The 20,038-nt window shown below is 71.4% G+C and carries 21 protein-coding genes; 11 read left to right on the forward strand and 10 right to left on the reverse strand.

Going from position 1 to position 20,038, the window contains the following annotated elements; all coding sequences use genetic code 11:
- Window positions 1–54: 54 nt before the first annotated feature.
- Entirely contained in the window at window positions 55–1,884 is a 1,830-nt protein-coding gene (locus WG212_RS18020) for a DUF885 domain-containing protein (RefSeq protein ID WP_337188500.1), read from the forward strand.
- Window positions 1,885–2,099: 215 nt separating this feature from the next.
- Here the strand turns inward: WG212_RS18020 and WG212_RS18025 are convergent, their stop codons facing one another.
- Entirely contained in the window at window positions 2,100–3,374 is a 1,275-nt protein-coding gene (locus WG212_RS18025) for a cytochrome P450 (protein WP_337188501.1), read from the reverse strand.
- 158 nt (window positions 3,375–3,532) lie between these two features.
- On the opposite strand from WG212_RS18025, the gene WG212_RS18030 reads away from it, so the two are divergent.
- From WG212_RS18030 to WG212_RS18045, 4 genes are all read left to right on the forward strand, one after another.
- Window positions 3,533–4,882 (forward strand): PA2928 family protein, encoded by a 1,350-nt coding sequence (locus WG212_RS18030; protein ID WP_337188502.1) that lies wholly within the window; start codon window positions 3,533–3,535, stop codon window positions 4,880–4,882.
- An 87-nt stretch (window positions 4,883–4,969) separates the two neighbouring features.
- Complete coding sequence (locus tag WG212_RS18035; protein WP_337188503.1) at window positions 4,970–5,497, forward strand: DOMON-like domain-containing protein; 528 nt, start codon at window positions 4,970–4,972, stop codon at window positions 5,495–5,497.
- On the forward strand, window positions 5,494–6,696 hold the full coding sequence (locus tag WG212_RS18040) for a DUF1343 domain-containing protein (RefSeq protein WP_337188504.1): 1,203 nt from the start codon (window positions 5,494–5,496) through the stop codon (window positions 6,694–6,696). The genes WG212_RS18035 and WG212_RS18040 overlap by 4 nt, the downstream gene beginning before the upstream one ends.
- A gap of 88 nt (window positions 6,697–6,784) precedes the next feature.
- Window positions 6,785–7,777: an SDR family NAD(P)-dependent oxidoreductase gene (locus WG212_RS18045; RefSeq protein ID WP_337188505.1), complete on the forward strand. Its 993-nt coding sequence runs from the start codon at window positions 6,785–6,787 to the stop codon at window positions 7,775–7,777.
- 23 nt (window positions 7,778–7,800) lie between these two features.
- Here the strand turns inward: WG212_RS18045 and WG212_RS18050 are convergent, their stop codons facing one another.
- Window positions 7,801–8,532, reverse strand: a complete 732-nt coding sequence (locus tag WG212_RS18050; RefSeq protein WP_337188506.1) for a hypothetical protein — start codon at window positions 8,530–8,532, stop codon at window positions 7,801–7,803.
- 94 nt (window positions 8,533–8,626) lie between these two features.
- Complete coding sequence (locus tag WG212_RS18055) at window positions 8,627–9,196, reverse strand: OmpA family protein (RefSeq protein ID WP_337188507.1); 570 nt, start codon at window positions 9,194–9,196, stop codon at window positions 8,627–8,629.
- 187 nt (window positions 9,197–9,383) lie between these two features.
- Between WG212_RS18055 and WG212_RS18060 the strand changes: the two genes are divergently transcribed.
- Complete coding sequence (locus tag WG212_RS18060) at window positions 9,384–10,217, forward strand: carbonic anhydrase (protein WP_337188508.1); 834 nt, start codon at window positions 9,384–9,386, stop codon at window positions 10,215–10,217.
- Window positions 10,218–10,237: 20 nt separating this feature from the next.
- Here WG212_RS18060 and WG212_RS18065 read toward each other — a convergent pair whose 3' ends face one another.
- Complete coding sequence (locus WG212_RS18065) at window positions 10,238–10,918, reverse strand: DsbA family protein (RefSeq protein ID WP_337188509.1); 681 nt, start codon at window positions 10,916–10,918, stop codon at window positions 10,238–10,240.
- Window positions 10,915–11,595 carry a Crp/Fnr family transcriptional regulator gene (locus WG212_RS18070; protein WP_337188510.1) on the reverse strand — a complete coding sequence of 227 codons (681 nt, stop codon included), beginning with the start codon at window positions 11,593–11,595 and terminating at the stop codon, window positions 10,915–10,917. The genes WG212_RS18065 and WG212_RS18070 overlap by 4 nt, the downstream gene beginning before the upstream one ends.
- A 77-nt stretch (window positions 11,596–11,672) precedes the next feature.
- Between WG212_RS18070 and WG212_RS18075 the strand changes: the two genes are divergently transcribed.
- Complete coding sequence (locus tag WG212_RS18075) at window positions 11,673–12,506, forward strand: TauD/TfdA family dioxygenase (RefSeq protein ID WP_337188511.1); 834 nt, start codon at window positions 11,673–11,675, stop codon at window positions 12,504–12,506.
- Between the two features lie 10 nt (window positions 12,507–12,516).
- Here the strand turns inward: WG212_RS18075 and WG212_RS18080 are convergent, their stop codons facing one another.
- The 5 genes from WG212_RS18080 to WG212_RS18100 form a co-directional block, all read right to left on the reverse strand.
- Window positions 12,517–12,753, reverse strand: a complete 237-nt coding sequence (locus tag WG212_RS18080) for a hypothetical protein (protein ID WP_337188512.1) — start codon at window positions 12,751–12,753, stop codon at window positions 12,517–12,519.
- Window positions 12,754–12,799: 46 nt separating this feature from the next.
- Window positions 12,800–12,997, reverse strand: coding sequence for a hypothetical protein (locus tag WG212_RS18085; protein WP_337188513.1), 198 nt, complete (start codon window positions 12,995–12,997; stop codon window positions 12,800–12,802).
- A 144-nt stretch (window positions 12,998–13,141) separates the two neighbouring features.
- Entirely contained in the window at window positions 13,142–13,501 is a 360-nt protein-coding gene (locus WG212_RS18090) for a DUF4118 domain-containing protein (protein ID WP_337188514.1), read from the reverse strand.
- A 259-nt stretch (window positions 13,502–13,760) separates the two neighbouring features.
- Window positions 13,761–14,252: a hypothetical protein gene (locus WG212_RS18095; RefSeq protein ID WP_337188515.1), complete on the reverse strand. Its 492-nt coding sequence runs from the start codon at window positions 14,250–14,252 to the stop codon at window positions 13,761–13,763.
- 136 nt (window positions 14,253–14,388) lie between these two features.
- Window positions 14,389–16,215, reverse strand: a complete 1,827-nt coding sequence (locus tag WG212_RS18100) for a LuxR C-terminal-related transcriptional regulator (protein WP_337188516.1) — start codon at window positions 16,213–16,215, stop codon at window positions 14,389–14,391.
- Window positions 16,216–16,411: 196 nt separating this feature from the next.
- Here WG212_RS18100 and WG212_RS18105 point away from each other — a divergent pair, with 196 nt between their 5' ends.
- The 4 genes from WG212_RS18105 to WG212_RS18120 all read left to right on the forward strand — a co-directional run bounded on the left by WG212_RS18105 (window position 16,412) and on the right by WG212_RS18120 (window position 19,987).
- The gene (locus WG212_RS18105; RefSeq protein WP_337188517.1) at window positions 16,412–16,951 is read left to right on the forward strand and encodes an RcnB family protein; all 540 of its coding nucleotides are present in this window, start codon (window positions 16,412–16,414) and stop codon (window positions 16,949–16,951) included.
- 115 nt (window positions 16,952–17,066) lie between these two features.
- Window positions 17,067–17,240: a hypothetical protein gene (locus WG212_RS18110; protein WP_337188518.1), complete on the forward strand. Its 174-nt coding sequence runs from the start codon at window positions 17,067–17,069 to the stop codon at window positions 17,238–17,240.
- A gap of 57 nt (window positions 17,241–17,297) precedes the next feature.
- Window positions 17,298–18,953 carry an amidohydrolase gene (locus WG212_RS18115; RefSeq protein ID WP_337188519.1) on the forward strand — a complete coding sequence of 552 codons (1,656 nt, stop codon included), beginning with the start codon at window positions 17,298–17,300 and terminating at the stop codon, window positions 18,951–18,953.
- Between the two features lie 281 nt (window positions 18,954–19,234).
- Window positions 19,235–19,987, forward strand: coding sequence for a Crp/Fnr family transcriptional regulator (locus WG212_RS18120; RefSeq protein ID WP_337188520.1), 753 nt, complete (start codon window positions 19,235–19,237; stop codon window positions 19,985–19,987).
- Window positions 19,988–20,038 lie beyond the last annotated feature (51 nt).

Here is a 20,038-nt window from a genome sequence, read left to right on the forward strand (position 1 = left end):
GCGCGATCCCCGACGGCTCCTAAGCCTCACCAACACATCGTTTCCGAGGGTCACATGAACCGCACAGCCTGTTCCGTCCTGGCGCTCACCGCGACCCTGATCGCCGGCCCGCTTCTGGCCCAGCCCGCGCCCACGACGCCGCCGTCCGCAACGCCCGTGGCGCAGTCCGAGGACGCCCGCCTGGCCGCCTTCTTCCAGGGCGCCTTCATGGAGGTCGCCCGGCTGAGTCCCGAGACCCTGAGCCAGATCGGCCTGAAGGAACGCTACGGCGAACTGGGCGACTATACCTTCGCCGGCCAGAAGAAAGCCGTGGACCTCGCCGAAAGCCGCCTCGCCCAGATGCGGCGCGAGTTCGATCCGGCCAAACTGAACGAGGCCTCCCGGCTGTCGTTCGCACTGTTCGAGAAGTCGGTCGCCAACCAGAAGACCCAGTTCCGATGGTACTGGCAGACCTACGCCGTCGCCTCGTTCGGCGGACCGCTGGACGGCGTGCCCGTCTTCCTCATCAACACCCACCGGGTCGACACCGTCGCCGACGCCGAGGCCTATGTCTCCCGCCTGCGCGCCGTCGAGCGGGTGGCCGGCGAAGCGGCCGACGACCTGGACCAGCGTACGGCGCGGGGCTTCCTGCCGCCCGCCTTCGTCTTTCCCCGCGTGATCCCGGACGCGCGCAACCAGCTCAGGGGCGCGCCCTTCGATGCCGGCCCCGATCATCCCGTCTGGGCCGACTTCAAGAAGAAGGTCGAGACACTGAAGGCCGAGCCGGCCGACAAGACCCGGCTGCTGGATGCGGCTCGGGCGGCGCTGACCGGGCCGTGGAAGTCCGGCTACACGCGCTATATCCGCGCGCTGGAGGCGATGTCCGCCAAGGCCGCCGCGGTGAACGGTGTCTGGGCCCTGCCCGAGGGCGCGGCGTTCTATGCCGACATGGTGGGCTTCTACACCACCACACCGATGACGCCGGACCAGATTCACCAGAAGGGGCTGGACGAGGTCGCCCGCATCCGCGGCGAGATGGAGACGATCAAGACGAAGGTGGGCTTCCAGGGCTCGCTGGAAGACTTCTTTACCCACATCCGCACCGACGCCCAGTTCAAGTACCCCAATACCGAGGCCGGCAAGCAGCAGTACCTGGCCGACGCCAAGAAGGTCATCGCCGACTACATGGCCGTGGCCGACCGCCAGTTCTCGACCCTGCCGAAGCAGGCCCTGGAGGTTCGCGCCGTCGAACCCTTCCGCGAAAAGACCGCCGCCGTGGCGTTCTACAACCTGGGCGCGGCCGACGGTTCGCGGCCCGGAATCTTCTACGTCAACCTGTCCGACATGAACCAGGTGCTGAAGCCGCAGCTTCCCGCCATCGCCTTCCACGAGGGCGCGCCGGGCCACCACTTCCAGATCGCCCGCTCGCTGGAACAGGCCGACCTGCCGCTCTTCCGGCGCTACGCCTTCCAGGGAGCCTATATCGAGGGCTGGGGCCTCTACGCCGAGGCCCTGGGCAAGGAGGCCGGCTTCTATCAGGACCCCTACGACGACTTCGGCCGCCTCAGCCTCGAGATCTGGCGGGCGGCCCGGCTCGTGCTCGACACCGGGATCCACCACAAGCGCTGGAGCCGCGAGCAGGCGGTCGACTACATGCGCCACAACACGATCAGTTCGGACCGCGATATCGACAGCGAGATCGACCGCTACTTCACCCTCCCCGGCCAGGCGACCAGCTACAAGGTGGGCCAGCTCAAGATCTCGGAAGCGCGCGCCCGGGCCGAGAAGGCCCTGGGGCCGAAGTTCGACCTGCGGGCCTTCCACGAGGTCGTCCTGTCGGCCGGCCCCCTGCCGCTGGACGTCCTGGACTCCCGCGTCGACGCCTGGATCGCCGCGGCGCGGTAGGGAGGCCATCGCCCGAGCCTCCGCGCGAGCGGAGGCTCCGTCATGGAAACCACGGAAAACACGGAAGGACACGGAAATCGCAGCTTCGCCTTCCGTGGCCTTCTGTGTTTTCCGTGGTTCCTTCAATTCGAGAGGCGCCGCTTCGCGGCGTCGAAGGACCGGGCGCTGCCGCCCGTTCGTGTTTTCCGTTTGGGTTGGTGGGAGATCTGCGTCCGTCAGTTCCGCCTGGGGATCACGACCGGCAGGGTCTCGTAGCCCTTCACGAAGCTCGAGTAGACCCGCTTGGGCTCGTCCACCAGGATCACCTCGGGAAACCGCTTCAGGATCTCTTCCCAGATGATCTGGAGCTGGAGTTCCGCCAGCCGGTTGCCCACGCAGCGGTGGATGCCGAAGCCGAACGAGATGTGCTGGCGCGGCCGCTCGCGGTCGATGATGTAGGCGTTCGGGTTCTCGATCACCTCGTCGTCGCGGTTGCCCGAGACGTACCACATCACGACCTTGTCGCCGGCCTTGATCGACTTGCCCCGGAACTCGACGTCCTCGACGGCCGTGCGCCGCATGTGCGCCAGCGGAGTCTGCCAGCGGATGGTCTCCGACACCATCGACGAGATCAGGTCGGGATTGGCGCGCAGCTTGGCGTACTGGTCCGGGTTCTTGTTCAACGCGTAGATCGACCCCGAGATGGTGTTGCGCGTGGTGTCGTTGCCGCCCACCGTCAGCAGCACGATGTTCCCGAAATACTCCCGCGGCTCCATGTCCCGGGTCGCCGGGCTGTGCGCCAGGAGCGAGATCAGGTCGAAGCTGGGCGGGGCGTTGACCTTCTGGTTCCACAGCTCGGTGAAATAGGCGTGGTACTCGGTGAAGATCTGCATCTTCTGCTCGAAGGTCTCGACGATGGCGCCCGGCATGGGCGCGGCGGTGACCACGTCGGACCAGTAGGTGATCTTGCGACGGTCCGCCTGCGGCGCGTCGAACAGCGTGGCCAGGGTCATGGCCGTCAGCTCTTTCGAGACGAGGTCGACCCAGTCGAACTCCTCGCCGATCGGCAGGCCGTCCAGGATCTTGCCGGCGCGTTCGCGGATCTGGGGCGCCATCTCGTTCAGGGCGTGGGGCGCCACCGCGGGCGAGACCGCCTTGCGCTGGACGTCGTGCTTCGGCGGGTCCATGGCGATGAACATCGGCAGCGGATCCATGTTCTGCTGGCCGCCCGCGATGGTGATGCCGCCCTTCATGAAGTCGGACGAGAACCGGTTGTGGTCGGTGTCGATCGCCATGATGTCGTTGTACTTGGTGATCGACCAGTAGGGTCCGAACTCGTGCTCCTCGGTGTAGTGGACCGGGTCCTCCGCACGGAGGCGCTCGAAGATCGGCCACATGGCGTCGGCCTGGAACAGCGCAGGCTGCGCCGGGTCCAGCTTCTCGATCGGCAGCGAATAGGCCTCGGCCCGCGCCTGTTCCCTGGTGATCCCCGCGACATGCCCGTCGGCCATACCGTTCCTCCTGGTTCTGTAGCGACAGTGAACGCCGATCAGTCACGTTTGGCTAGAGGGAGCGTGCGCGTCCTGCGATTGCCGCCCGCCGAACGTCGTGCTCCGCTATCCTCATGCCTCGGCGGACCCTCGCTCCGCAGGGCCGGGGGAGGGCTGGCATGGCGGGATCGATCGTGACGCGACCGGGGCGGGCGGGACGCCGCCGGCTGCTGGCCTTCCTGCTCGCCGTGGGCCTGCCCCTGCTGGTCGTCGGCGTGGTCGTCTTCGCCATCGTCGGCCGTGGCGCGATCCCCAGCGTGGCGGACGTGCAGGGACCGCCCGTCCGCGCCACGACCCCGGCGGGCGAGCGCGTCATGCTGCTGACCAGCCAGTGGCATACCTTCCGGTCGGCGGGCCGCACCAACCGCACCTCCTACACGCGGCTCTACGTCGATGTCTGGGGCTTCGACGGCGCGACGGGCCAGCCGGTCTGGCGCCGCCGCATCGCCGACGACCGCGCAGGCGTGAACATGGGCCGCACCCTGCTGGGGGTTCATGGCGGCGTGCTCTGGCTCCTCGACGGCCGGCAGTTGCTGGGGCTGGACCCCGCGACCGGCGCCGTCACGGCCGACGCCGCGGCGTTCGAGGCCGCCAACCCCGCCCTGCGCGGCGTCGTCCCGTCCGAGGCGCGGTACATCCGCTTCGACCCCAAGGGCCTGTCGTTCACGGCCGCCGACGGACGCGACTGGCGGCTGACCGGAAAGGGCGCGGAAACAGCGCCCGACGGCCCGCGCCTGAACCTCGACGCCCAGCGCGCGGCCCCCGAGGCCGGCGTGTTCCTGCCCGCGCGGACGGCCGGCGGCAACGGGACCTGGGCGTTCTACAGCCGCGGCCTCAGGGTCGGGGACCGCTGGCTGGGTCTGTTGGCCGAACCCGAGGTCGAGGGTTTCCAGAAGGCCGGCGTCATCGGCGGTGTGGACCCCACGCGCTATCCGCGCACGCAGGTCTGGTCGGCGCGGGTCGGATCGCGGAGCACCTTCTTCGGGCCGCGCCCCACGTTCAGCGACTTCACTCCCCTGCCCGAAGGGCCCGAGTTCCTGACGGCCGGCCTGCTCCAGGACGGCCGCTGCTGCCATGACACGCCGATCCTCCTGTTCAAGCCCGACAGCCTGCTGGCGCTGCATCGCGACCGCCTGGGCGAGGGAAGCCGCCTGCGCCTCACCCGGGTCACCGGCCCCAGCGGCAAGCCGGCCTGGACCGCCGATCTCCCGCTCGAGTCGCTGGAGGCGGTCATGCCCGGCGAGACGACCCTGGTGCTGCTGGGCGCCCGCGACGAGCCACCCGTCGTTCGTCGGCGCGGCTGGCGGCCCGAAAGCGTGGACAACCTCGTGACCATCGACCTGGCGACCGGCCGCCAGTCGGTCTACGGCCTTCGTGTCGCACCCACCGCGGGCGACCGGATCCCGCCCTCCTCGACCTCGTCCCCGCCGTCGCCCCCAGCGTCATCCCCGGCGTCATCCCCGCAGTAGGCGGCCCTCCGCCCTCGATGCTATCGGCAGGCCATGCTCCCACTGCGGCGCCATCCCGATTCGGCCGCTCCGTCCCCGGACACGCCGGTGGCGGACATCGCGGCGACGGCCACACGGCGCCCGGACGGCCCGAACGGCGGCCTGGACGTGCGGTTCGTCCTCTCGGGCGACCTGGCGGCGCTGGCGATCCCGCCCCCGGCCGCGCCTGCCCGCCGCGACGACCTCTGGCGTCGCACCTGCTTTGAGGTGTTCCTGCGGGTGCCCGGTCAGACCGGCTATCTGGAGTTCAATCTCTCGCCGTCCGGCGAGTGGGCCGCCTACGCCTTCACGGGCTATCGCGAGCGCGCCGCCGACCCGGACATGGCTCCCCCGGCCGTCGCCGTGGACGCCGGCGAAGGGCGCCTCGTCCTCGACGCCCGGCTGGCCCTCCCCCCTGGCCTGCCGGCCGACCGGCCCTGGCGCGCGAGCCTGACCGCCGTGGTCGAGACGGCGGACGGACGGCACGGCTACTGGGCCGTCGCGCATGCGGCGGACCGGCCCGATTTCCACCACGCCGACAGCTTCGTCGTCGAACTCCCCCCGCCCGCCCCCCTGCCCGAACCGGAGGCCGCATGAACTTCGGCATCGACCGCCTGCTCGCCGAGCCCGAACTGCGCAAGCCGCTGATCGGTCGTCGAATCGCCCTCCTGGCCCACCCGGCCTCGGTCACCGCCGACCTGACCCACAGCCTCGACGCCCTGGCCGCCTGTCCCGGCATCATGCTCTCGTCCGCCTTCGGCCCCCAGCACGGGCTGCGTGGCGACAAGCAGGACAACATGGTCGAGAGCCCGGACTTCGCCGATCCGGTCCACGGCGTGCCGGTGTTCAGCCTCTACGGCGAGGTCCGCCGGCCCACCGACGCCATGATGGACAGCTTCGACGTCCTGCTGGTCGATCTGCAGGACCTGGGCTGCCGCATCTACACCTTCGTCACCACCCTGCTCTACGTGCTGGAGGCGGCCGCGAAGCACGGAAAGGCGGTGTGGGTGCTGGACCGGCCCAACCCGGTCGGCCGGCCCGTCGAGGGCCTGACCCTCATGCCGGGCCACGAGAGCTTCGTCGGCGCCGGCCCGATGCCCATGCGCCACGGGCTGACGATGGGCGAGATGGGCCGCTGGTTCGTCGCCCATTTCGGCCTCGACGTGGACTATCGCGTCATCGAGATGACCGGCTGGGACCCCGGGGCCGCGCCCGGCTGGGGCTGGCCGCTGGGCGAACGGGCATGGGTCAACCCTAGCCCCAATGCGCCGAACCTCTGGATGGCGCGCGCCTACGCCGGCACCGTGATGCTGGAGGGGACCACCCTCTCGGAGGGCCGCGGCACGACGCGCCCGCTGGAGCTGTTCGGGGCCCCCGACATCGACGCCCGCGCCGTGATCGCCGGGATGCGGGCGCTCGCGCCCCGCTGGCTGGAAGGCTGCGCCCTACGCGACTGCTGGTTCGAGCCCACCTTCCACAAGCATGTCGGCAAGCTTTGCGCCGGGGTGCAGATCCACACCGAGGGGCCGGGCTACGAGCACGCCGCCTTCCGGCCCTGGCGACTGCAGGCGCTCGGCTTCAAGGCGATCCGGCAGTTGCAGCCCGACTATACGCTCTGGCGCGACTTCCCCTACGAGTACGTCAACGACCGCCTGGCCATCGATATGATCAACGGCGGGCCGGGCTTACGCGAATGGGTGGATGATCCTGCCGCCGACCCTGGCGACCTGGACGCCCTCGCCTGGCCCGACGAGGCGGCCTGGGAAGAGGCCCGCGCCCCGCACCTGATCTACTGAGCCGTCGCCCTGCATCTTGACGTCGGGTGACGGCTTACGCGGCCAGCGCCCGGCGCTATCGTCCTGCGAAAGAACGGGAGGAACGGCCATGAAGGACTTCGCCGGCAAATTCGCCGTGGTGACGGGCGGCGGCACGGGCATGGGCCGCGAACTGGCCCGGCAGCTCATCGCCGAGGGATGCAGCGTCGCCATGTGCGACGTCTCGGACAAGGCCATGCAGGAGACGATCGCGCTCTGCCAGGCCGACGGCGTGCCCCAGGGCGCGAAGATCACGGCCCATGTCGCCGACGTGTCCAGCGAGGCCGACCTGATCCGCTTCCGGGACGAGGCGGCCAAGCTGCACGATGCGGAAAAGCTGCACCTGCTGTTCAACAACGCCGGCATCGGCGGCGGCGGCTCGATCGTGGCCGACGGCCGGGACGAGTGGGAGCGGACGTTCAACGTCTGCTGGGGCGGCGTCTACTACGGCGTGCGAACCTTCCTGCCGATGATGCTGGCCGCCGACGAGGCGCACATCGTCAACACCTCCAGCGTCAACGGCTTCTGGGCCAGCCTGGGCCCCAGCGTCTCGCACACGGCCTATGCGGCGGCGAAGTTCGCGGTGAAGGGCTTCACCGAAGCGCTGATCACCGACCTGCGGCTGAACGCGCCGCACATCAGGTGCTCGGTGGTGATGCCGGGCCACATCGGCACCATGATCGCCGGCAATTCGCGCAAGGTGATCCGCGGGACCGAGGACGACGCGCTCTCGGCCGACGAACTCGCCCGCGCCCGCCAGCAGATGAGCCGCATGGGCGTGGACGTCTCGCAGGTCCCCGACGCGGCGATCCAGGCCCTGGCCGACGAGCGGGCCCGCCGCTTCCTGGAAGACGCCCCCACCACGGCGGCGCAGGCGGCGACGATCATCCTGGACGGGGTGAAGGCCGAGCGCTGGCGGATCCTGGTGGGCGAGGACGCGCAGAAGATGGACGCCCTGGTCCGCGCCGACCCCGAGAACGCCTATGAGCCGGCCTTCTTCCAGCGGCTGGCCAAGGAGGTCGGCTGGCAGCTCAACGGCATCGTGTCGGACGAGAGCGCGTGAGCCGCCTCCGCCGCTGACCGGCGTCAGCTCCGCGCCCGCCCACGGGCGGACAGCAGGTCGGACCAGCGCCAGGCGCCCGCCCCCAGGACCAGCCGAGGCCCGTCGTCGGCCTCGCCCAGGGCGATCTGCACGAGGCCCCGCACCGCCTGGGCGCGGCAGGCGTCGGGCGCGAAGCCCACTTCCCAGATGATCGCTTCGCGAACCGCCGCGAGACCGCCGCCCTCTTCGCCGGGATGGCGCACCCAGTCGCCGTCCCAAACACGGATCGCCGGTGTGCCGCCCTCGCCGGGACGGGCCGCCAGCGCGCGGCCCGCCGCCTCGCGGACGCGGGCGTCGCGGCGCAGGCGCGCCTCCAGCCGCTCCAGCATGTCGCATTGGCCCCCGCCGGAGCCGCCGGTCCCTCCACCGCCCGCCCGCCCGCCACCCGCCCGCGCGGCGCCGGCAAGCTCGGCGGCGCTGACGCCGCTGGCGTCGGCGATGGTCGACGGTCCAGACAGAGCGGCGCGTGCGAACGGCGCGGCAGCCTCTACATTCTGCGCCGGCGGGGCCGGGCGCGGCGCCGGCACCACGCGCGCCGATGCGGCCGGCGCTTCGTCAGGCGGGCCAGGCGGCATATCGAGCGCCGCCTCTCCCGCCGCGACGGGCTTCGGAAGCGGAGGAACGAGGGCGACCTCCACGACGCGCGGCTCGGCGACCGGCAGCGCCTGCGGCGCGACCAAGGCCCCGACGGCCAGGAGCGCGCCATGCCGGGCCAAGCTCAGCCCCGCCGCCCCCGCGCGGGCGCCACGCGGGCCGGTCCGCGGGCCGCGGCGGGTCGCCTTCGCCCACATGCCGCGGCCCGGTCCCGCGTCAGGTCAGGACCACCAGGACGACGCGGCGGTTCTGCTGACGGCCGTCGCGGTTGTCGTTCGGGGCCATCGGCGCGTCCGGGCCGTAGGAGATCGTCCCCATGCGGTTCAGGGCCACGCCCTTCTGGTTCAGGTAGCGCCGCACGGCCTCCGCCCGCTCCTCGCCCAGCCGGTAGTTGTGGTCCTTGGCGCCCGTGGAATCGGTGTGGCCCTGGACCTCGACATAGACGTTGCGGTTCTCGGTCATCAGCCGTTCGACGAAGGCGTCCAGCCGGGCCTGAGCCTCGGGCGACAGGGTGGCCTTGTCGACCGGGAACTTCATGCTGTCGTCCGACAGCACCTCGGTATAGAGGAACTTGCCCTCGGCCAGCTTGCCGGCGGCGGTCGCCCGGTCCAGGGCGTCCCGGGCCGTGCCCTCCACCGTCGCCACTCGCGTCTCGACGACATCGACGCGGCTTCCGACCACGGCCGTCTGCTCGCGGACGAATCCCTTCGTGGCGCAGCCGCCCAGGCCGGCCATACCCAGCATCAGCGCCCCTGCCATCATCACCTTCGATCCTGTGTGGATCATGTCTGGACCTCTCCGTTCGGTCGGCCCCACCAACCCAAACGCTCGCACCGGAACGCACGGTTTCGCCGGAAGACGGCCCTTTTCGGGCGCAGCTTGGCCATGAAAATCGCCGGCCCCACACCGCATCTTAGGATTTCCCGGGTCTCATCGGCGCCGAACGACGACCGATCCAGAAGGGATCCGACCGATGGCTGACCTTTGCCGCCGCCGCCTCATGTGGGCGCTGGGCGCCGGCCTCGCCGCCCTGCCCGCGTACGCCCTGGCCGAAGGTGGGATCGAGGACGAGGCCACCCCCAGAACACGGCCCAGGCCACGCCCCCGGGCGCCCGCCAAGCCAACGGCCAAGCCGCCCGAGGCGGCCAAGCCCGCCGCCGCGTCCGAGGCGCCGCCCGCCCACGCCTCGCCGCCGTCGCTGACGCCCGAGGCGGCGATGGCGCGATTGATGGACGGCAATGCGCGCTATGTGGAAGGCCTCTCCACCCATCCCCACGCCGACAGGGCGCGGCGCGTCGAGGTCTCCTCGGCCCAACGTCCCTTCGCGACCATCCTGACCTGCGCCGACAGTCGCGTGGCGCCCGAACTGATCTTCGACCAGGGCCTGGGGGACCTGTTCGTCATCCGTGTGGCGGGAAATGTCGTGGACGACGCCGTCCTGGCCTCGATCGAGTACTCGGCCCTGCACCTGGGCTCGACGCTGGTGATGGTGCTGGGCCACGAACGCTGCGGCGCGGTGAAGGCCACCCTGGACGCCCTGGCCGGTCGTGGCGACCCGGCGGACCGCGACACCCACATCGGCGCTCTGGCCGCGCTCATCACGCCCGCCGCCCGCGCGGTGCCGTCGGACGCCGCCGACCGGCTCGACGCCGCCGTGTCGCTGAACGCCGCCCATGCGGCGGGCGAGATCTTCGCCGGCAGCCGACCCTTGCGGACCCGGGTCCTCGAGGGAAAGCTGCGCATCGTGGCGGCCCGCTACGATCTCGACGACGGCCGCGTCACGCCCACCCGGAGCCAGCAGGCGTAGATTCGGAAGCCCTCCCGGCCTCAGGGCGCCTTCGGCGGCCCCGCCCGCCGGGCGCGCCGCACCGCCGCGACGAGAGCGCCGTCATCCAGGCCGCCCTGAAGCAGGTAGGGGCCGACGACATAGGACGGCGTCCCCTGGAGACCCAGGCCGAACGCCTGGGCGTTATGGTCTCCGATCTGCCGGTCCAGCGCCTGCGCGTGGATTTCGAGGTCCGTGGCCAGCCGGCGGGGATCCGCGCCCGCCGCCGCCGCGACCGCCAGCGACCGTTCGGGCGTGAGCGCGCCGGTGGCCGCCATCAGGGCGTCATGGACCGCGTCGTACCGCCCCTGACGATGGGCCGCGAGCGCCACCCGAGCCGCGAACACCGACTCTTCACCGCGGATCGGCCAGTCCTTCCACACCACCTGGACGCCGGGATCATCCGCCAACAGCCGGCGTAGGGCCGGGTCGGTGCGCTTGCAGACGCCGCACCGGTAATCCGTGAACACCACAACCACCACATCCGGTCGCGCCGCCCCCGATCGCGGCGAACCGGCGTCGTCCAGCACCGCAGCGACCACGGGCGTACGGGTCAGCACCGGGCCGTCCGGCGGCATCATCCTGAGCGCCAGCGAGACCAGGAGCCCGGCCCCCAGGGCGAGCGCCAGCGACAGCGTCGGCCGCCGCCCCAGCCAGCGCCCGACGCCCGACCCTCCCCTCATTCGCCGGCCATGCGGCGCAGGCCCGCCGGGTCGACGACGGTAAGGACGCCGTACGCGCGCCGGATCAGGCCCGCGCGCTCGAATTCGGCGAGATGGGCGTTGGCCGTCTTGCGAGTCAGGCCCACCATCTCGCCCAACGCCTGCTGGGTGGCGTGGACCGTCCGGTCGGGCGCGGCGCGGGCCATCAGCTCCAGACGGCGCGCGAGGCGCTCGCGCGGCGGCAACGCCGTCATGTCGGCCACCACCCCCAGCAGGTTGCGGAGTTGGATATACAGCAGGGCCGCGACCGCCTCCCACACCCGTGGAGCGTCATGGGCGATCCGCGTCAGCGCACGATCCGAGACCTGGAGGATGCGGCTGTCCGTCCGGCAGATGGCGGTCACCAGTCGCGGCCCGCCCCCGAAGCGTGTCGTTTGGCCCAGGGCCGCGCCCGGCGGAAGCTGGCCGATCAGCACCTCGCGGTCGCCCGGCGCCTGGCAGTAGAGCTGGAGCACGCCGTCCAGCAGGACCAGCACGCCGGTCTCGTCGTCGCCCTCGGCCTGCACCCATTGGCCCGGCCCCAGCGCCACGACTCGGCCGTGGGCCAGCAGCGCCCCCACGAGGTCGTCCCCGCCCTGCCGCACCCATTCGGCGCGACGCAGGCACGCTTCGGCAAGGGTGCGGTCATCCGGCGACATTCTCCCCTAGTGTAACGATCGTGACATTTCCGTCTAGGCATGCGTGGCCTGATCCGTTCAAAGACAGGGAGGAGATGATGGCCGACATCCTGGATATCGAGGAGGTCGAAGGCTGTGGGGCCCGGGTCCGGGGCCTGGACGTACGCAAGGCGTCCGACACCCAGATCGACGCCATCCGCGAGGCCGTCTTCCGTCGCGGCGTCGTCTTCTTCGAGGACCAGCAGCTCGCCCCGGACGATCAGATCGCCTTCGCCCGCCGCATCGCGCCCATCGTGGTCAACCGCTATTTCCCGAAGACCGAGCGCTGGCCCGAGATCGCCAAGGTCGAGAAGACCGAGGGCCAGAAGTCCAACATCGGCGGCGGCTGGCACACCGACCACAGCTATGACACCGCCCCCGCGATGGGCTCGGTCCTGCTCGCGGTGCGGACTCCGCCCGCCGGCGGCGACACCCTGTTCGCCGACATGTACGCCGCCTACGAGGCCCTGCCCGACGCGACGAAGACCCGGATCGCCGGCCTGAGGGCGCGGCACGCCTCGGCCCACGTCTTCGGCGAGGGCGGCGCCTACGCCGCCACCGACCATGCCGTCCTCTCGGGCCACGCGGACACGCCCGAGGCCGTCCATCCTGTGGTCATCATCCACCCCGGCAGCGGCCGTAAGGCGCTATTCGTCAACCCGGCCTTCACGCGGGAGATCCTCGGCCTGGCCCCGGACGAGAGCTCCGCGCTGCTGGGCGAACTGTACGCCCATGCGATCCAGCCGCGCTTCGTCGCGCGCTACGCTTGGCGGCCCGGGACGATGGCGGTGTGGGACAACCGCTGCACCTGGCACTTCGCCATGAACGACTATCACGGCCACTATCGCCTGATGCACCGGATCACCCTGGACGGCGTTCCCCTCGCCGCCTGAGAGGGGTCGCCTACTCCGCCTGGGCGGGACGGAACGCCGACGGTGGGGTCTTGGCCCATTCGGAGCGGCGGCAGTCGCCCTCCGGCTGAAGCTGGAACTCGGCCGCCGCCCGCCAGCATGCGGCTTCCTCGCGCTGGATGCTCCAGGCCCAGGCCAGCCAGGCGCACATCAGGCCGAGGCCCACGCAGAGCGCCGCCATCACGAGGATCGCGAGCGGTGTTCCGGTCCGGCGGCGCATCTCAGCCATGTGCTGGCTTTCGCGCAACCCGAGGCGTCCGGCAAGGGGGTGGACGTCAGCAGGCGGTATCGAGCCGTCCGACGGCGCCCACCTGACGCTCGCCCTGCCACACGACGACCTCGACGGCGCTGTCGTGCTCGGACAGCACCCGGCCGGCCCGGGCGAGAGCGTGGGCGTCATCCTCATGCTCGAAGGTCTCGAAGGCTGTGGACGAGCCGTCGGGACGACAGGGATAGAACGTGAACAGCGGCATGACGCAACTCCCCGGCGACGAACGGGAGCGCAGGCTCTCATCGTTTGGTGCGCGGGTCCCCGCGCGGATGTCCGACCTTATACGTTCTTCACTGGAAAGTTGTGTCAGGCGCCCGACACTTTCGCGTATCAAGCGTATTTTTCGCTATGGCCGTCGGCCGCTCCGTTCCAGCGCCGACGCGAGCCGGTCCATCGCGACCTTGAGCTGGACCCGCAGCTCATTGGCCGTCACCAGCACCAGGGACGAGACCGCCCAGAAGGTCAGGAGCGCCGGCGCCGCACCCGGGTGAATGACGCCACCAGGGCTGAGGAAGAGGCGCCAGCCGATCGCGCCCCCCGCCGCCATCACCAGCACCCCGCAGAACGGCCCCCGGGCCAGCCCGGCGGCCAGGACCGCCGCGACGTAGAGCATGAAGGGCGAGAGCGCGCCAAGGGCGCCGTTGAGCACGAGGCGGACAAGTGTGGCCGCCCCCACCAGGACCGCGGCCACCGCCAGGCTGATCAACGCCTGAAGCGCCCGGTTTCCGGAAGGTCTCGGCGAGGCGGCCATACGTCAGCTTTGTCGGACGCGGCGGGCGAAGGCAATCGGCTTCACGAGCGGCGCGAAGACCCGCCTCCGGAGACGGGCCATGCCGGGCGGACGGCCAGGCTGGTTTCGGCCACCCGTGAAGGCCGATCCGGCGGAATTTCGCATGGGGGCGTCACCCCACCGGAAGAACCTGCGCGGAATCACGGATGGCCGAAATGAGCCTGGCCGCGGCCCGTCAGCCGGTCGGCGCGTCCGCCGCATCCCCGCCGGCCGCATCACCCGCCGGCGCGGCTTCATAGGGGGCGGGGGCCGGAGCCTCATACGCCGGCGGCGCATCGCAGCCCTTGCCGGAATAGAGGCCCACCATCACCGCCTTGCGGGTGGTGGCGGTCTGCACCTGGGCCTCGGCCTCGGCGCGCACCTGGGCGGCGCGCTGCTTGGCCATCGCGGCGGCGTTGTTGGCGAACATCCCGGCGCCGGGCACGCGGCCCAGCACCCCGGCCCGAAGCATGCCTTCGACCGCCACGGTCGAGGCGAGGCCCGCGCCCTGGGCCGAGCCGTCGGCCTTGGCCACCCGGGCGTTGGCCTCGGCCACGATCTGGTCCATCCGCGCCGACTCGTTCGCGATCGCGTTGCAGTCCATCTGGGCGTCGCCCGGATAGCTCACCTGCAGCCCTTGGGCCGAAGCCGGCGACGCGAGCATCAGCGCCGCCGACGCGGCAGCCATGATGATTGTACGTTTCACTGTTGCCCCCATGAACTCGCTTTCCAAGCAAGCTACGTCCGGCCGGGCGGGAAAACCTCCCCCGTTTGGGGGTGCCTGCGCGCGTCTTCCGGCGCCGGCCCGGATTCCGGGACCGAGGTCAGGCCAGCAGCTTCACGATCTCGCCGGGATGGGTGAACTGCAGGAGGACGCCGGCGCCCTCGATCCGGGCGCGCCTCACACCCGGGATGGGCAGCCAGGAGAAGTCGCCCTGGTCCGGCAGCGCTGCGGAGACCGCAACCGTCCAGCCGGCACCGGCGCCGACGTCGGCGGGCGGCTCCCAGCCTCCGGCATAGACGGCGTGCTCCCCGGCGAAGCCCCAGGTCGAACGCGCGCACATGGCCTGGATGTCGCGCACCAGGAAGCCCCGCACCTCAGGGTCTTCCAGGGCGCGGCCATCGACCGCGACCTCGCTCAGCGCCCGGAACATGACGCGTTCGATCGTCGGCGTGGTCAGTTGCCGCCGCAGGAACTCTGCGAACACCGAGACGAGTTGCGGATTGCGCAGCAGGTGCTTCTGCACGGAAGCGATGAAGGTGGAGTGTGGCTGGGTCCGCGACATGGGCGGATGGGGGTTCATCAACACGGACGGTCCGAGGAGGCCCGGGTAGGCGCTGGCGAACGCCAGCCCGGCCGGCGCCCCGGTGTCCCGCACGATCAGCCGGACGCTCTTCAACTTGAGCCGCTCGACGACGGCCGCCATGTCGTCAGCCGCCGCCGCGGCATAGTCGCCCGCGGCGGGGTCCGAAAGACCGAAACCGGGCCGCTGGACCACGATAGGCCGCAGCCCGGCGCGGATGAGGCCGTGGCGATAGGCGTCGGGCAGCCGACGGCCGGCCGCAGAGCCGTGGAACACGAAGACCGGCTCGCCGTCGTAAGGTCCGTAGTCGATCAGCGCGATGCGCCGCGCCCCGTCGAGGGACGGCACGATCCGGAGCCGTCCGCCGCCCTCCTCCTCCCCGAACACGGCTTCGGCCGCAGAGGCGACCGTGACCAGTTCGCGCCCCTCCGCGAACAGGCGCGCCAGATCCTTCGCCCCCTTGGCCCCCGTCTTCTGGAGCACGGCCTTCATATGCGACTTGACCGTCTCGGGACTTAGGCTCAGCGCCTGTGCCGCCTCGGGCGTGGTGGCGCCGCGCGCGACCCGCACCGCCACCCTCGCCTCGCCCGGCGTGAGCCCCAGGGCCTCCTCCGCCAGGCTCTCGTCGTCCTCACCCTGAGCCTGGACCTCGCACATCACGCCGATCAGCCGGGCGATCAGTTCCGGCGCGCGGCGCACGCCCGCCTTGGCGTTGATGCGTCGCAGCGCGTCGCGGGCCGTCTCGCGGCCCACGCCGGCGTCAGCCGCCGCCACCTCCAGGTTCGGCGCGAACAGAAGCGCTTCCGCCAGGCGGGCCTCCAGCGCCGTAAGGTCCAGCGCCCGCGCCGCCCGGCGCGCCAGTTCGGACGAGCGCGACGGCGCGCTCACCACCACGACCAGCCGCTGGGAGCCGGCCTGGAGCGCGGCGGAGGCGTCGGGCGTCAGCGGCCAGCGGGCCGCCGCGGCCTCGTCGCCGATCCAGACCGTGTAGGCCGCGCCGTCCGCGCCCTCGGCCAGGCTGACGACAGGCCCCTCGCTCAGGGCGCGTTTCAGAAGCGGGCGCAGGTCGGCGGTGTCCGTGAAGAGTGCGCGGAACGCGGGTTCGGCGAAATACAGGCTCCCGTGCGCGGACGTGACCGCCTGCGCCAGGGCCCGCCGGTCGGCGATGGCTCCGGCCACGGGCGGCAGGTCGCGGTTGGCCGCCGTGAACGCCTCCATCGCGCGGCCGCCGTCCGCCACCAGCGCGTCTTCCACATCCGACCAGGAATCGAGCAGCAGTTCGACGGGCGCCCCCCGCGGGGCGCGGGCGCGCAAGAGGTCGGAAAGGCTGTCGCGTCTGAGTCTCATCGCTCGCAGGAAGTACGGCCTGGCCGTCCGTCAAGTTTCAAGGCCGGTTCGATCATCTTCCGTGCAAGCTTCGCGCCAGCACACGCCGCGCCCGGGTGGCGCAAGATGAACCGAATCTGAAGCTGGGGGTTCAGGACGGGTTCAGTCCGGCCCGTGACTATGGCCGGCCATGGGACATGTAACCCGAGGAGCTGTCATGAAACATCTGCTGTACGCCGCCGTCGCCCTCGCGACCGTCGCCGCGCCGGCAGTCGCCTCCGCCCAGCCGGGCTGGCATCAGGAGCGCCGGGAAGACCGCCGCGAGCTCCGCGAGGATCGCCGCGACTATCGCGACACCGTGCGGGACGCCCGCCGCGACGGCGTGATCACCCCCCGCGAAGCCCGCGAGATCCGCCGCGACGCCGCCGAGGTCCGCCGCAGCGAGCGCGAGGTGCGCTACAACCGCCATCGCGCCGATACCTGGCGCGGCCGGCCCGAGTGGCGCGACTATCGCGGCGCCCGCTCCGGTTACTGGTACGCGCCCGGCTACGGATACCGGCCGGTGATGCGCGGCTACACCTGGCGTCAAGGCGCCTACGTGCCGCGCGCCTACCGCACCTACTACGTGCAGGACCCCTACTACTACGGCCTGCGCGCCCCGCCGCCCGGCCACCGCTGGGTCTACGCCGACGGCAACTTCGTGCTGATGGCCCTGGCCACGGGCCTGATCGCCAGCGTCGTGGCGAACGCCTACTAGCGGCCGCGCCGGAACGCCCCCGGCGCCGAAGAACGAGGCCGCGGCCGGCTCCCGCCCGCCGCGGCCTTTTCGTGCGCGCCTTGCCGAAGGCGCCCGTTGGGGCGATAGGCGGGGGATGAACGACCGGGATGTCTACCTCAAGCTGTCGGCCGTCGCGGAGGAGCTGATGGCCCTGTCCGAACAGGCCGAGACCCTGATCGGCGAAGCCGCGCTGCGCACCGCCGCCAACACCATCGGAGGCACGGCGAAGGCGGTCTACGAGCACGCGCTGGACGGCGACGCCCATTGAGGCGATCGCCGGGCCACGGCCCTGGCTTCCGCCTTCAGCCGCGACTAGCGTGGCCCCATGACGATGAGGTCCCTCCTTGCCGCCGCCCTCGCGGCGGTCCTCGCGGCGCCCGCCGCTGCGCGACCCGCCGACGTCCAGCCGGCCGATCTCGTGATCTGGGGCGGGCCGATCTATACCGGCGCGCAACCGGCGACAGCCCAGGCCGTGGCCGTCCGCGGAGGCCGCATCGTCCACGTCGGCCCCCGCGCGGACGCACAGGTCCTGGTGGGCGAGGCGACCCGGGTCGTGGACCTCGCCGGCGCGGCGCTGTTCCCCGGTTTCACCGACAGCCACGCCCACCTGCGCGGCGTCGGCGAGCGCGAGTTGTCCCTGAACCTCGAAGGCGCGAAATCCGCGGCCGAGGCGGTGCGGCGGGTGAAGGCCCACCTCGACGCCCGCAAGCCCGAAGGCCCGGTCTGGGGTCGCGGCTGGATCGAGACGGGGTGGCCCGAGGGGCGCTTCCTCGAGCGCGGCGACATCGATCCGATCGCCCCGGACCAGCCGGTCCTGCTGACCCGCGCCGACGGCCACGCGCTGGTCGCCAACTCCGCCGCGCTGAAGGCCGCGGGCATCGACGAGAGCACCGCGGCGCCTCCCGGCGGCGAGATTCTCAAGGGGCCCGACGGCCGGCTGACCGGCGTGCTGGTGGACAACGCCATGCGGCTGGTGGCGTCCCTGCGCCGCGCGCCCACCGAGGCCGACCGCCGCGCCGCCTTCGAGGCCGCCTTCCGGGTCGAGACCGCCTACGGCTGGACCGGCGTCCATTCCATGAGCGCCACATGGGCCGACGTCGACCTTCTGGAGCGGATGAACGCCGAGGGCGTCACGCCGCTGCGCGTCTACAACGCCGTGGACGCCGCCCAGGCCGGGCCGCTGTTCGAAGGCGGCCCTCGCGCGACCAAGGACGGCCTCATCGTCACACGGGCTGTGAAGCTCTATGAGGACGGCGCCCTGGGCTCACGGGGCGCGGCGCTGTTCGAGCCCTATGCCGATGCGCCCGACACCCGCGGGCTGGTGGTCACCCCACCCGAGGCGATGCGGGCGTCCATGGCCCGGGCGCGCGCTTCGGGCATACAGGTGGCCGCACACGCCATCGGCGACCGCGGCAACGCCGAGGTGCTGGACATAATGGCCGCCGAGAACGCGCGTGGCCTACGTTGGCGGATCGAACATGCCCAGGTCGTGCGACCGTCCGACATCCCGCGCTTCGCCGACCTGGGTGTCATCGCCTCGATGCAGCCCAGCCACGCCATCGGCGACCTGCACTTCGCGCCGTCCCGCCTGGGCGACGCCCGCCTGCGCGGCGCCTACGCCTGGACATCGATGCGGCGGGCCGGCGTCGTCGTGGCCGGTGGCTCGGATGCGCCGGTGGAACGTGGAGACCCGCTGATCGAGTTCTACGCCGCGGTGGCGCGCAAGGACCTGAACGGCTTTTCCGCGCCCAACTGGGCGCCGCAGGAGGCCCTGAGCCGCGAGGCCGCCCTGGCGATGTTCACCTCGGCGCCGGCCTACGCCCGCTTCGCCGAGGTCGAACTCGGGACCATAGAGGTCAGCAAGCGCGCCGATCTCTCGGCCTTCTCGGTCGATCTCATGACCGCGCCCGAAGCCGAGATCCCGAAGGGTCGGGCGGTCCTGACCGTCGTGGACGGCAAGGTGGTCCACCAGGCGCAATGACCCCACGCGCCCGGGATCGGGCCAGACGGACCTCCGACGGCCGATGATGGCGGTCGACACCGATCGGCCGGGCCGAGACTGACATCCGTCAAATACACCCGGACCTCTCGCGGATAGCCGAGGCACACCCGCCTCGAGGGACGGGCTCCACGGAAAGGGATATCCCGATATTCGCGTGTTTTGGCGCGACACAACTTCGCAGTGTCGAGTTGTCGACAGTTTTTGTCCTTCGCGACCGCTAGCGTGAAACCTGAGCCGGAGAACGGCGTTTCAAGGTCCCGATGCAAAGGCCCGTCTCCGCGTTGCAGAATCGCCTGCTCGAAGCTCTCCCGCCCGGCGACGCCGCCCGGATCATCCCCCATCTGGTCGCTGTGACGCTCGAACGCGGCCGCGTTCTGTACGATCCGGGTGACTCGGTGGAATTCGTCTACTTCCCGAACGAAGGCGTCATCTCGCTGATGACGCTCATGGAAAGCGGCGCGGCCATCGAGAGCGCCATCATCGGGCCCGAGGGGGCGCTCGGGCTCATGGCGGCCGTGGCGCCGCGTCAGTCGCTGTCGCGGGCCGTTACGCAGACGCCCCTGCGGGCGTCGCGGATCGCCGCCGAGCGGCTACGGGAAGTCTGCGCCGTCAGCCCTGCAATGCGCGATCTCGTGGACCGCCACACCGAGGCGGTCTACGCTCACGCGATCCAGACCGTGGCCTGCAACGCGCTGCACTCGGTCGAAGCCCGGTTCGCGCGCTGGCTGCTGAGCTGTCACGAACGCGTCCAGAGCAGCAAGATCGCCCTCACCCAGGAGCTTCTGGCCGACATGCTGGGCGTCCAGCGTACGACCGTGACCGCGGTGGCGCGCACGCTTCAGACCAGAGGTCTCATCCGCTACCGCCGCGGCGTCGTCGACATCCTCGACCCCGACGGGCTCGAGGCGGTGGCCTGCGAATGCTACGGCGTGGTCCGCGGCCACTACCACCGCCTGCTCGGCGGGACGCCGAAACGACCCCCGCGGCCCCGGAGCGACCCCGCCCAACGCTGACATCGGCGCCGCTCGTCGCTCGAAGGTTGCCTTGGAGCGATATTCCCCCTT

It is taken from the genome of Phenylobacterium sp. (genome assembly GCF_037189685.1).
GTDB lineage: Bacteria > Pseudomonadota > Alphaproteobacteria > Caulobacterales > Caulobacteraceae > Phenylobacterium.

Excerpts from the sequence above, each read along its gene's own strand:
- WG212_RS18055 (WP_337188507.1), bottom strand. The coding sequence starts at position 9,196 with ATGATCCACACAGGATCGAAGGTGATGATGGCAGGGGCGCTGATGCTG.
- WG212_RS18110 (WP_337188518.1), top strand. The coding sequence starts at position 17,067 with ATGAACGACCGGGATGTCTACCTCAAGCTGTCGGCCGTCGCGGAGGAG.
- WG212_RS18085 (WP_337188513.1), bottom strand. The coding sequence starts at position 12,997 with ATGCCGCTGTTCACGTTCTATCCCTGTCGTCCCGACGGCTCGTCCACA.
- WG212_RS18105 (WP_337188517.1), top strand. The coding sequence starts at position 16,412 with ATGAAACATCTGCTGTACGCCGCCGTCGCCCTCGCGACCGTCGCCGCG.
- WG212_RS18070 (WP_337188510.1), bottom strand. The coding sequence starts at position 11,595 with ATGTCGCCGGATGACCGCACCCTTGCCGAAGCGTGCCTGCGTCGCGCC.
- WG212_RS18065 (WP_337188509.1), bottom strand. The coding sequence starts at position 10,918 with ATGAGGGGAGGGTCGGGCGTCGGGCGCTGGCTGGGGCGGCGGCCGACG.
- WG212_RS18100 (WP_337188516.1), bottom strand. The coding sequence starts at position 16,215 with ATGAGACTCAGACGCGACAGCCTTTCCGACCTCTTGCGCGCCCGCGCC.
- WG212_RS18120 (WP_337188520.1), top strand. The coding sequence starts at position 19,235 with ATGCAAAGGCCCGTCTCCGCGTTGCAGAATCGCCTGCTCGAAGCTCTC.
- WG212_RS18075 (WP_337188511.1), top strand. The coding sequence starts at position 11,673 with ATGGCCGACATCCTGGATATCGAGGAGGTCGAAGGCTGTGGGGCCCGG.
- WG212_RS18020 (WP_337188500.1), top strand. The coding sequence starts at position 55 with ATGAACCGCACAGCCTGTTCCGTCCTGGCGCTCACCGCGACCCTGATC.
- WG212_RS18080 (WP_337188512.1), bottom strand. The coding sequence starts at position 12,753 with ATGGCTGAGATGCGCCGCCGGACCGGAACACCGCTCGCGATCCTCGTG.
- WG212_RS18045 (WP_337188505.1), top strand. The coding sequence starts at position 6,785 with ATGAAGGACTTCGCCGGCAAATTCGCCGTGGTGACGGGCGGCGGCACG.
- WG212_RS18030 (WP_337188502.1), top strand. The coding sequence starts at position 3,533 with ATGGCGGGATCGATCGTGACGCGACCGGGGCGGGCGGGACGCCGCCGG.
- WG212_RS18060 (WP_337188508.1), top strand. The coding sequence starts at position 9,384 with ATGGCTGACCTTTGCCGCCGCCGCCTCATGTGGGCGCTGGGCGCCGGC.
- WG212_RS18040 (WP_337188504.1), top strand. The coding sequence starts at position 5,494 with ATGAACTTCGGCATCGACCGCCTGCTCGCCGAGCCCGAACTGCGCAAG.
- WG212_RS18095 (WP_337188515.1), bottom strand. The coding sequence starts at position 14,252 with ATGGCTGCCGCGTCGGCGGCGCTGATGCTCGCGTCGCCGGCTTCGGCC.
- WG212_RS18115 (WP_337188519.1), top strand. The coding sequence starts at position 17,298 with ATGACGATGAGGTCCCTCCTTGCCGCCGCCCTCGCGGCGGTCCTCGCG.
- WG212_RS18025 (WP_337188501.1), bottom strand. The coding sequence starts at position 3,374 with ATGGCCGACGGGCATGTCGCGGGGATCACCAGGGAACAGGCGCGGGCC.